This is a genomic window from Glutamicibacter sp. AGC46, from assembly GCF_053543715.1.
In genome coordinates this window covers 413035-423822 of record NZ_JBLVOJ010000024.1, presented here as the reverse complement: position 1 = coordinate 423822, position 10788 = coordinate 413035, and the positions used below count along the sequence as shown (strand labels likewise).

8 protein-coding genes are annotated in these 10788 nt (G+C 61.1%); 5 read left to right on the top strand and 3 right to left on the bottom strand.

The features are described 5' to 3' along the window. Positions 1–31: 31 nt before the first annotated feature. From ACNPM8_RS13975 to ACNPM8_RS13965, 3 genes are all read right to left on the bottom strand, one after another. Complete coding sequence (locus ACNPM8_RS13975) at positions 32–2377, bottom strand: transglutaminase family protein (RefSeq protein WP_448940040.1); 2346 nt, start codon at positions 2375–2377, stop codon at positions 32–34. 80 nt (positions 2378–2457) lie between these two features. Beyond that, entirely contained in the window at positions 2458–3774 is a 1317-nt protein-coding gene (locus tag ACNPM8_RS13970; RefSeq protein ID WP_448940039.1) for a DUF58 domain-containing protein, read from the bottom strand. A 9-nt stretch (positions 3775–3783) separates the two neighbouring features. Then, positions 3784–4746, bottom strand: coding sequence for an AAA family ATPase (locus ACNPM8_RS13965; RefSeq protein WP_448940038.1), 963 nt, complete (start codon positions 4744–4746; stop codon positions 3784–3786). 209 nt (positions 4747–4955) lie between these two features. On the opposite strand from ACNPM8_RS13965, the gene ACNPM8_RS13960 reads away from it, so the two are divergent. The 5 genes from ACNPM8_RS13960 to ACNPM8_RS13940 all read left to right on the top strand — a co-directional run bounded on the left by ACNPM8_RS13960 (position 4956) and on the right by ACNPM8_RS13940 (position 10782). After that, the gene (locus ACNPM8_RS13960) at positions 4956–5912 is read left to right on the top strand and encodes a TatD family hydrolase (RefSeq protein WP_400342576.1); all 957 of its coding nucleotides are present in this window, start codon (positions 4956–4958) and stop codon (positions 5910–5912) included. A 258-nt stretch (positions 5913–6170) separates the two neighbouring features. Further along, positions 6171–7337, top strand: a complete 1167-nt coding sequence (locus ACNPM8_RS13955; protein ID WP_448940037.1) for a transglycosylase family protein — start codon at positions 6171–6173, stop codon at positions 7335–7337. 100 nt (positions 7338–7437) lie between these two features. After that, positions 7438–8322 carry a 16S rRNA (adenine(1518)-N(6)/adenine(1519)-N(6))-dimethyltransferase RsmA gene (gene rsmA, locus ACNPM8_RS13950; protein WP_448940036.1) on the top strand — a complete coding sequence of 295 codons (885 nt, stop codon included), beginning with the start codon at positions 7438–7440 and terminating at the stop codon, positions 8320–8322. A gap of 2 nt (positions 8323–8324) precedes the next feature. Then, positions 8325–9257: a 4-(cytidine 5'-diphospho)-2-C-methyl-D-erythritol kinase gene (locus ACNPM8_RS13945; RefSeq protein WP_105657483.1), complete on the top strand. Its 933-nt coding sequence runs from the start codon at positions 8325–8327 to the stop codon at positions 9255–9257. A gap of 154 nt (positions 9258–9411) precedes the next feature. Beyond that, the gene (locus ACNPM8_RS13940; RefSeq protein WP_448940035.1) at positions 9412–10782 is read left to right on the top strand and encodes an NAD(P)/FAD-dependent oxidoreductase; all 1371 of its coding nucleotides are present in this window, start codon (positions 9412–9414) and stop codon (positions 10780–10782) included. Positions 10783–10788: the final 6 nt, after the last annotated feature.

Genomic DNA, 10788 nt, shown 5'->3' with positions numbered 1-10788 from the left:
CGGGGGGGGCCTTGGCCGGTTAAACCGATGGCTACATGTCGATTCGCGTGGATTCTTCCGAGCGCGAATGACGCGGGTGCACCGAAGCAGGGAACAAGAATGCCCTGATTCGTTGGATAAAGGACAGCTCGCCGCGCAAATTGCCCTGGATCGCGTGCAAGGCGTCAAGCAGCGGAGCGGCATCATCAGCGCTGGGATGCCTGTTGGCGTAGAAGCTCTCTTGGATGACAGTTTTCAGGGACTGCAAATCCTTGGCGACTTGGGGATGGTCTTCGCCCAGCCGGGTAGTGTAGTCACCGGCCGACTCGTGGCTGCCGGCCGGCCCCCGGTAATCGGCCCCAATAGCCTGCAGCTCGGCCAGCAGAGCTGGAGCGGCATCAGCGCCGCCACGGCGCACGCGTCCTAGCCGCTCCTCACGCAGGCGATGGCGCCGCCACGGAGCAAGACCCAGTGCGAGGAAGGCCAGCAACAAGACCGCTGGCAACAGCCACACTGCCTTTGCGCCCTGGGTCCCAGAATCTGCGGACGGTGCCGGCGCAGAAGGCGCGGCGCTGGCCGGCAGGCTCGGGTTGCCGCGCTCGGTGGGCACTTGGGGTGCAGTGCTTTCTTGCGGGTTCGACGTAGGAGTTGGTTCCGGCGCGTAACTTGGCGAGTAGCCCCGACCCGGTGTGGGCTCGAACGGAATCCAACCCAGCCCGTTCAAATACAATTCTGGCCACGCGTGGGACTGTTTCCCGCTGACGGTATATCCGGTGAGCTCGGTACCTTCTTCTAGGCGCCGTTCCAGCATGCTCTGGGCGGTGTCCCCGGTGATTTCGAGAGTGTCTCCGCTGGCTTCACCGGGTGCATACCCCACGGCAATGCGCGAAGGGATTCCGGCTTCACGAGCCAGCAGGGCCATCGCCGAGGCGAAGTGCACGCAATACCCCTGGCGCCGGGCCAGGAATGCTTCAACAACTCGACGATTGGCCCCGTCGTAGCCTTCGCGCAGCGGGGTGCGTTCGGAGTACACGAAATTCCCGGAACGGAAGAAATGCTGCAAAGCCACGGCGGTATCAATGTCGTTGGCAGGCTTCCCCTTCTTGCCGAAAACCTCATCGAGGGTTTGCTGCAGCAACGGTTCCAATCCGTTGTCAGGATCCCGCGGAAGACGCAGGTATTCCTCGGGCAGCTGGTCGCTGGCATCGACTCCCATGTGCCCGACGTTGCGGACCATTTGCGTGCTGATGGCCAAATCCGCGTAGGCCACTGAAATGTCGTTGGTCGATGCCATGGCGTCGCCAGTGAGCCTAGCCACCGAGGTCTCGTAGGTCCAGTTCCAATCCCCGACGATGCCCTGCACGAAATAGGATTGGTTGGGCAAAGGGAGGACCGGACTGCTGATGCCATCAGGCCAAGTCATTCGCAAGACTTCGTCGGTGCTGTTGAACGTGCTGAAATTCGTTGACACCGCGGAGGTGCCATCAAGCGTGTGCTGCATGGAGCTTTCGCTTGGTTCCCAGCGGTCTGAGGAAAGATCCTTGATCACCTGAGTGCGCAGGTAAGGCGCTTCTTCAGCCGTTGTGTAGTAGTCCAGGATGGGAACACCGCTGTTCGAGCGGAGGTCTCTTCCGAGGTTGATCAGCGGATCGACATTGCTGGCCAGCAGATCACCCGAAGGACGTTGCCCCTCGGAGAACATGCCGCTGCGGAAACCAGGCATCCAGATGCTGGCCGCCAAGAGGGCACCGACACAGGCCATCACGCTGACACCCAGAATTCCCAGCGTCCTGGGCGCAGGAAGCATCACTTGGGAATGCTTGGAAGATGCAGGGGCAAAGAGATACGGAATCAGCGCAATATAGCCGAGCACTGCCGACAACAGCAGCGCGAGATAGCCAATTCCGGCGCCTTCCTGCTTGAACAGCGACGCGATGATCGGTGCCAGAGACAAGGGAATGATGATCAGCATGGCCATGCGCCGCGAGCTGGCCAGCATTTCCACGATCAGGCTGATTGCCAAAGTGAAGCACAATACGCTGAAAGCCACAGAGCGGGAATTGGCTACCGGCGGCACCTGGGTAGCTAGCTGGATTCCCGCTTCACCAAGCACATTCCAGACCCATTGGGCGAGAGGCAAACCGTAGATGTTGCTTTCCCGGGCATCGCTGAGCGCAATGGATGCCACGGCGACGATTGCCGCAGCAGGAACAGCACTCCAGCGCAAGCGGCGGACTGCGCGCAGCAGACCGGCGCACAGGTGCACGGCGAAGACCGGGAGGACCAAGGCCGGGAACCAGCTGGAGCCTTCAATGACCCCGGACAGCGAGGCGGCACCCGCTAATACAGCGACTGCCAGGCAGCAGGCAGCAACAACCCGCACGAGCAGAAGCCGCATCGCGGGAGCCGAGCCACCGCTCGGGTCCGGATTTTCAGGAGTCGGGGCTAGAGTGCTTGCCCCAGCACGGCCAGCGCTCATCATCCCCACATCTCGTCTATCGCCATATCGCCGGGAAGAATATGCACTTTCCAGCTGGTGCGAGCCAATTCAAGTTGTATCTGCCCATAGCGTTCAGGGTGGCTGACCAGCAGGAAAACCTCGACATTGCGCACGGTGCGCGAGAGCGTAGCCAGCCAAGCTGCCTGCGGCGCAGTGAGCTCTCCGAGGATCATGATGACCGGTTCTTCGCGGAACACCAAGAGCTCCTTGCGCAGGGTATTGCCCAGAATCTCGGAACCGTTGGCTTCAACTGTTCCGTTGGCCAAGGCCAGGTCCGAAGTTGCGGCATGGAAGTCTTCAAAACTGTTCAGCGCGCCGAGCTCGGAGACGCTTTGCGGGTCTCGTTGCGCCAACGAGGCCCCGGTGAGGTCCCGGAAGGCGAGCTGGTAGCCGCTAGTGGCATATCTCAGGCCGATGCTGCTGGCCAACGACAACGCATTTTCAAAGCGGCGGCTGCTGGTGAGTGCTTCGGCGTGAGCCTGCGGCAACGAGATCCTCAGATCCGATCCGCTGTGATTCCAATGCTCGAAGGAAGTGTCCAGGGCCAGAAGCGCTTGCGCGGTTGCCACGTGGTTTTCCTGGCGGACCATGAGCTTTCCGTGCCGGGCGCTGGCTTTCCAGTGCACCTGGCGGACGGAGTCGCCTTGCTGGTAGTCGCGCGTCGCGACATCGTAGTAGTCGGTGGTGGTGCTCCTGGAGAATTTCGCATCGCCAGTGAGCGTTCGTTCGCCGAGCGGGGCGAAACGATCCAACCGGTGCAATTGGGAACGCACGGGGATCTGCAGGCTCGCTCCGGTGCGCACCATTCCCTGTATCAGCCCCAGGGGGTCCACGACTATTTGCTGGGCTGGTCCCACAAGGTGGATCCCGCGTGTGCGGAACACCAATTCGTATTCGATGGAACCCGGGGCCTGGAATCGTGGGCCGGGCCCGAAATCCTCCGGCAATTGTTCCTGGATGATGGAACGCTCAGCACACGACAAGCGGAACTTGCTGACCTCGCCAACGCTGGGAACCGCCGAGAGCAGCTCCCGGTGGATAATCGTGCGTCCGCGCAGGCGCAAGGCCAAACCCCAGTTCGCCAAAGCCAACGCCACCAGGGCCAGGCCCAAAGCCATCATTTCGTGCCGGCCCAGGAGATATGCCACGAACACCAGCAGGCCGCCAGCTCCGGCAGTGCACCAACCGCGCACGGTGAACAGGTCAAGGTGCCAACGCCGCAGGACTGTCGCCGAATTTTCGGTGCGCGTCCAGGAGAGGGCATCGCGCGAATCGTAGCGGGGAATCTTCTCCATGGCTGCCCGTTAGCTCACGGGGGTGCTGGCAACAAGCTCTTGGATCACGGCGCTGGCATCCAAGCCGTCCGCAACCGCTCGCCGGGTCAGGATCAACCGGTGGTTCAGCACCATCTGGGCCACGCTGCGAACGTCTTCTGGCAAGACGTGGTCGCGTCCATGAATCGCGGCATGGGCTTTGGCCGCGCGAACCCACTGAATCAGTGCGCGAGGCGAGGCCCCCAGCGCCACCTGCGGGTGCTCGCGTGTGGCTCGGCCCAGATCCACTACGTAGGCGCCTAGCCGTTCGGTGACCGTCACCGCTTTAACCTGCTCAATCATGTATCCCAGATCAGCCAGCTGCACCACGGCTTGCAGTGCTTCCAATGGGTCGAACTGGTGCCGGCCGGTGAGCATGGTGATTTCGGCATCGCGTTGTGGGTAACCCAGCGAAAGCCGTGCCATGAATCGGTCACGCTGCGCCTCGGGCAGGGCGAATGTGCCCTCGGATTCCACCGGGTTCTGCGTGGCCACAACCATGAAAGGCTGCTCCAGCCGATGGGTGATCGAATCGACGGTGACTTGCTTTTCTTCCATGCATTCCAGCAATGCCGACTGGGTCTTGGCATTCGCGCGATTGATTTCATCGGCGATGACGATATTGGCGAAGACCGGTCCGGGATGGAAAGTGAATTCGTGAGTCTGCGGGGAGTAAACCGAGACACCGGTGACGTCACTGGGCAAAAGGTCCGGGGTGAACTGGATGCGGTGCACCGAACCATTGACGCTGCGCGCCAATGACTTGGCCAGCATGGTTTTACCGACCCCGGGAACGTCTTCCACCAGCAGGTGGCCCTGTGCCAGCAGGACCGTCAATGCGCTAGTCACCGCCACCGGCTTTCCGGTGATGACGCTCTGGACAGCATCGAAAATGCGCTGGCAATTGGACTGGAATGCCGAATCAAGCGACGGCACTGTTCGGTTTGCACTCATGCGCGGTTCCTCCTGAAGAACGAATCGTTGGCAAGATCGATCGCCGCGGCATTCATTCAATTGGGTCTTGCATCACATCATATGGGGATCTTTTGTCCAGCAACAGAGCCTAACTACCGGGAGCTGAGCACCTGATTGTTGTTGCTACCCCTAGTGGTGCCACAATTAACCACAGATTCGATCCCAGTATTCACGCGCAAAGGATAACCGTGTCCAAGAAGAAGCACACTGATCCCACCCTGGTTCCCGAGGCCTACCGCCCGACGGAGCAAGCCGCTGCAGCAGAGCAGGGGGAGCGGTCGCGTGCTTCTGGCAATGAAAAGGGCGGAAGCCAGCGCAATTTGCAGTACCCGGAAGCGCCAGAAGCGCTTCCAGTGCCAGTGGTCGATAACCATACGCATCTGGATTTCCTTGACGGAACTGTGAAGGTCACGGCTGCCGATGCCCTGGCGGCGGCGGCAGCTGTTGGCGTGAAAGGGCTGATCCAGGTCGGCTGCGACGTGGAGTCATCGGAATACGCGGTCCAGGTAGCTAACGAGTACTCGAATATCCTGGCCGCGGTAGCCATTCACCCCAACGATGCCGCGCGTCTGGCTGAACGCGGGGAGCTGGAAGGAGCGATCGCGCGGATCGAAGAACTTGCCGCGGATCCGCGGGTGCGTGCAATTGGCGAAACCGGGTTGGACTACTTCCGTACCGGTGAAGACGGACGGGGCGCCCAGGAGCATTCCTTCCGGGAGCATCTGCGCATTGCGGTGGAGCAGGGCAAGGCCCTGCAGATCCACGATCGGGATGCCCATGAGGACGTGGTTCGCGTGCTCAAGGACGCGCCATTGCCGGGGAAGGTGGTCTTCCATTGCTTCTCTGGGGACGCGGCATTAGCCCGAATCTGCAACGACAACGGCTGGTACATGTCGTTCTCCGGAACTGTGACATTCAAGAATTCGCATGATCTTCGCGAGGCCTTGGCGCTGGCGGATCCAGAACTGCTTCTGGTGGAAACCGACGCACCGTTCTTGACGCCGCACCCCTTCCGGGGCCGCCCGAACGCCAGCTACATGATTCCGTACACGACTAGGTTCTTGGCGGAAAGCAAGGGGATCGATCTGGCCGAATTCTGCACCCGGATCGATGCGAATACGCGAGAAGTGTACGGAGAATTCTAGACCCGGAGGTTGTGTGTCTCGTTACAGGATACTTGCCACAAATATAACAATTCGGTTACGGTGGATGAGATGTCCGGTACCGCCCCCGCCTATTTTCGGCACGGTGTGTTCAGGACAGCCTGATCCTCACGCCTTGCTGCAAGTGGAAACACGGCGCAACTTTGACTGAAGGACAGGCAGCGAACACTGCCGGGCCCAACCGGAGATCCTGACAGGATTTCCGCAGTTGGGTCTACAAACGATGGGGACCTCATTACCGTGACTCACTTGCTCAAGAAGACCTGGGTGAAATACCTGGCTCAGGCGCTCGCCGTAGCCGTGGTTATTGCCGGTGCTGTTTTCTATATTTCTGGCCAGAAATCGGTCGTCATGTCGGTGGACGGCCAGCGTCAGGAAATCACCACCCGTGCTGCCACCGTTGGCGCACTGCTGGAACAGCAGGACGTTGCCTTGGCTGAGCGCGACGAGATCTCCGCAGCACTGGATTCCGAGCTTGCCGACCAGCAGCTTGTTGATATCAAGCGCAACAAGTCGATCGAAGTAACTGTTGATGGCACCGAGCGCGTTGTGCACACTACCGGCATGACCGTTGCCGACGTGGTCGAACAGCTCGACCTGGACAAGGATTCCGAGGTTTCCCTCGATGAGGACATGCAGCTTGCAGCCTTGAGCGATGAATTGGATGTCATCACGCCCAAGGAAATGACCCTGGTCGTCAAGGACAAGAAGAAGAAAATCGCAACGACTGCCTTGACCGTCAAGCAATTGCTTGCCGACGAGAAGATCAAGGTCGACGGCAACGACGAAATCAACGTCAAGATCAAGGACGAAACCGACAAGGACGTCAAGGACAGCGTCAAGCTGGCCGCGGGCACCACTGTCGAGGTGATCGACGTTACGGTCAAGACCTGGGACGAAACGCGCGACATCGACTTCGAGACCAAGAAGGTCAAGGACAGCTCGCTGGATAAGGGCGACACAGAGGTCAAGACCGAAGGCAAGAAGGGCGAGCGTGAGCTGACCCTGCGCCAGGAAACCCGCAACGGCAAGAAGGGCGAGGAAGAAGTCCTCAAGTCCAAGGTCACCAAGAAGCCCGTTGCCGAGGAAATCCGTGTCGGCACCAAGGAAGAGAAGAAGGAAACTTCAACTTCCAAGAACACTCCAACCCCGGGCAGCATCTCCTCGACCTGGGCTGCCCTGGCCAAGTGCGAATCCGGTGGCAACTGGTCGATCAACACCGGCAACGGCTACTACGGCGGACTGCAGTTCTCTGCATCGTCGTGGCGCAATGTGGGTGGCACCAAGTACGCACCGCTGCCGCACCAGGCAACTCCGCAGGAGCAGATCGCTGCAGCTGAAGTGCTGCGTCGATCAGGTGGCTGGGGCCACTGGCCATCGTGCTCGTCCAAGCTGGGCCTGCGCTAAAAGCAAAAGCCGAATAACAACGCGACGCGTCCACCATCACGGTGGATGCGTCGCGTTGTTATGTTTGGATCAATCTAGCTGAACTAGAATTGGATTTGTGATGTCTAAGGAATCTTTGCCGCTGCTTGGGGCCACCGAAATCCGTCGTCTGGCCGAAGAGCTGGGAATCCGCCCTACCAAGACGCTGGGGCAGAACTTTGTGATCGATGGGAACACCATCCGCCGCATTGTCGCCGCCGCCAAAGTCGACCCATCCGAAACAGTGCTGGAAGTAGGCCCGGGCCTAGGTTCCCTGACCCTGGGCATCATGGATGCCGCCGCCAAGGTCGTGGCCGTGGAGATCGATCCACCCCTGGCAAAGCGACTGCCGCAGACCATGGCCGAGTTCCGCCCTGGCCGAGAAGACGATCTGACCGTGATCCTTTCCGATGCCATGAAGGTCACCGAACTTCCCGGCGAGCCAACCTCGCTGGTCGCCAACCTTCCCTATAACGTTGCCGTCCCGGTGGTGCTGCACCTGCTGGAGCACTTCCCGTCCATCCGCAATGGCTTGGTCATGGTGCAGGACGAAGTTGCCGACCGGATGGCCGCCACCCCGGGCAATAAGATCTATGGCGTCCCATCGGTGAAGGGCGCCTGGTACGGAACCATGCGCAAGGCTGGCGTGATCGGCATGAACGTCTTCTGGCCAGCTCCGAAGATCCACTCCGGCCTGGTGGGGTTCACCCGCGACAAGGACCGCAGCGATGCCCCGGATCGCAACGAAGTCTTCGCCATCATCGATGCAGCCTTCGCCCAGCGCCGCAAGACGCTGCGTGCTGCCCTCTCCGGCTGGGCAGGCTCCGGTGCTCGTGCCGAACAGATCCTGGTAGCAGCAGGCATTGATCCGAAGGAACGCGGCGAGAAGCTGGATATTGACCAGTACATCGACATTGCCCGTGCCGCACAGGATATTCCGGCTGAAGCTCCAGCTAGCGAGGCATGAGCATGTCTAAGCAGCGTGTCATCGCGACCGCACCGGGCAAAATCAACTGCTACTTCAAGGTCGGTCCTCCTCGCGAAGACGGATACCACGAAGTGGCGAGCCTCTACGTTGCGGTTTCCCTGGCCGAGCAGATTGAAGCGACGCTGCGCACCGACGGGGAATTGCAGCTGAGCCTGGAACCGAATTCCCCTGTGGTCTCCGAACCGGAAAGCTTTCCGCTGGGTGCAGGCAATCTGGTGCACCAGGCAGCCCAGCTGCTTCGCGAGCACACGGGCTGCAGCCTCGGAGCGAACCTGCACATCACCAAGCGCGTCCCGATCGCCGGCGGAATGGGTGGAGGCTCTGCAGACGCGGCGGCCACCCTGGTAGCCTGCAACGAATTGTGGGGAACCGGGCTGGACCGGGAAGAACTCGGCCGCTTGGGCGCACGCCTCGGTGCTGACGTGCCTTTCGCCTTGATGGGCGGGGCCGCCATCGGCCTGGGCATCGGCGACAAGCTTGCCCCGTTGCTGACTCGTGCCAAGACCCATTGGGTGCTGATCCCGGCCAGCTTTGGCCTGTCGACCCCGCGAGTCTATGGCATGCTCGATCGCTTGCGTTCCGGCACGGAGATCGAAGTCCCGCAGGAAATCGATCCAGCGGTCATCGAAGCGCTGATGGCTTCGGACGCGCCAGCGTTGGCCCAGGTGCTGGCCAACGACCTGACCCAGGCTTCCTTGGCCCTTGCCCCGGAACTAGGCACCATGCGCGATATGGCAGAAGGCGCCGGTGCCCTGCGAGCCATGGTTTCCGGTTCGGGGCCGACCCTGGCTCTGCTGGTCGAAGATGCCGAGCATGCTGAAGAGGTCATGGCCCAGTTGGGCGATGAGGTGGGTGTCGCTACCATCCCGGTGACCGCTCCAGCGCCCGGAGCACACATCACCGTTTCCGAATAACTTTTCCGGAAGTCCCTATCTGGCCTTGGGCCGGGCAGGGATTTCCTGCATCATTTTCCGCCACCCCTCTTGTTGCGCCATGGGCCCGGCCCTAGGCTGAGTCCCAAAGCAATTATTGAGAGCCATTCATTTTGGATCTGGGGCGGAATACAACATGCTCAATGGACGCGTCTCGCACTGGTGGGAAGACATCGGCCTGCCAGAGCCACGCCAGCAATTACGCGGTCAGGGCACTGCAGATGTCGCCATTGTCGGTGCCGGGTTCACCGGACTGTGGACCGCCTATTACCTGGCCAAGGCCAACCCGGATCTTCGCATCACGATCCTCGAAGCCCGGCACGTGGGCTACGGCGCCTCGGGGCGCAACGGGGGATGGCTGACCAATACCATCACCGCTGGCCGCGCACGCTACCTGAAATCCCATGGCAGGCAAGCAGTCAATGACTTCCAGCTGGCCATGAACCGGACCGTCGCCGAGGTCATCGAGGTGTGCGCTGCCGAGGGGATCGATGCAGATATCCTGCGGGGCGGCGAACTCGAAGTTGCCTACACCCCTGCCCAGGAAAAGCGCTTGCGCGCCGATGCCATGGCCGACGCGCAATGGGAACACACGCACACCGAATTGCTGGAAGCCGAGGCAGCCCAAGGCAAGATCAACGTCGCCAATGCCCGGGCAGGGCTGTGGCATCCGCACGCGGCCAGAATCCATCCTGCAAAATTGGTACGCGGACTCGCCGAAGCCGTGGAGCGGCTCGGCGTACGGATCTATGAAAACACCCGCGCCACCACACTGCGCGCACGCCGCATCGAATTCGACGGTGGGTCATTGGACGCCGAGTACATCATCCGTGCCACCGAAGGGTTTACTGCCGGGCTAGCAGGACACAAGCGCTTGTGGCTCCCGATGAATTCGTCCTTGATTGCCACCGAACCGCTAGCTCCATCCATCTGGGACGAACTGGCATGGAACTACGGCGAGGTGCTGGGGGACTACGCCCACGTCTACATGTATGCCCAGCGCACCGCGGATAACCGCATTGCCATTGGAGGCCGGGGAGTGCCGTATAAATATGGTTCGCGCACGGATGCCGATGGCCAGACGCCGCAAAGCACCGTGGAGGGACTGCAGGAAATCCTGCACCGCATGTTCCCGCAGACCCGGAATTCGAGAATCGATCATGCCTGGTCCGGGGTACTGGGAGTGCCGCGGGACTGGGCCGCTACCGTTGGGCTGGACCCGGCGACCGGACTGGGGTGGGCCGGCGGCTATGTCGGCACCGGGGTCGGCGCAGCGAACCTGGCCGGACGAACCTTGCGCGACTTGATCCTCGGGGAAAGCACTGAATTGGCCAATCTGCCGTGGGTCAATCACCAGGTGCGCAAATGGGAGCCGGAACCACTGCGCTGGCTGGCAACCAAGGGGCTCTATGCAGCCTATGGTGCCGCAGATCGAAGCGAACTGAAGGGACGGGGGAGTTCCTCGCCGCTGGCCGTGCTGGCCGATAGGATCACCGGAAAGCCTTGAGCGCTG

Coding starts and splice junctions, on each gene's coding strand:
- ACNPM8_RS13940 (WP_448940035.1), top strand. CDS start 9,412: ATGCTCAATGGACGCGTCTCGCACTGGTGGGAAGACATCGGCCTGCCA.
- ACNPM8_RS13970 (WP_448940039.1), bottom strand. CDS start 3,774: ATGGAGAAGATTCCCCGCTACGATTCGCGCGATGCCCTCTCCTGGACG.
- ACNPM8_RS13975 (WP_448940040.1), bottom strand. CDS start 2,377: ATGCGGCTTCTGCTCGTGCGGGTTGTTGCTGCCTGCTGCCTGGCAGTC.
- ACNPM8_RS13965 (WP_448940038.1), bottom strand. CDS start 4,746: ATGAGTGCAAACCGAACAGTGCCGTCGCTTGATTCGGCATTCCAGTCC.
- ACNPM8_RS13945 (WP_105657483.1), top strand. CDS start 8,325: ATGTCTAAGCAGCGTGTCATCGCGACCGCACCGGGCAAAATCAACTGC.
- rsmA (WP_448940036.1), top strand. CDS start 7,438: ATGTCTAAGGAATCTTTGCCGCTGCTTGGGGCCACCGAAATCCGTCGT.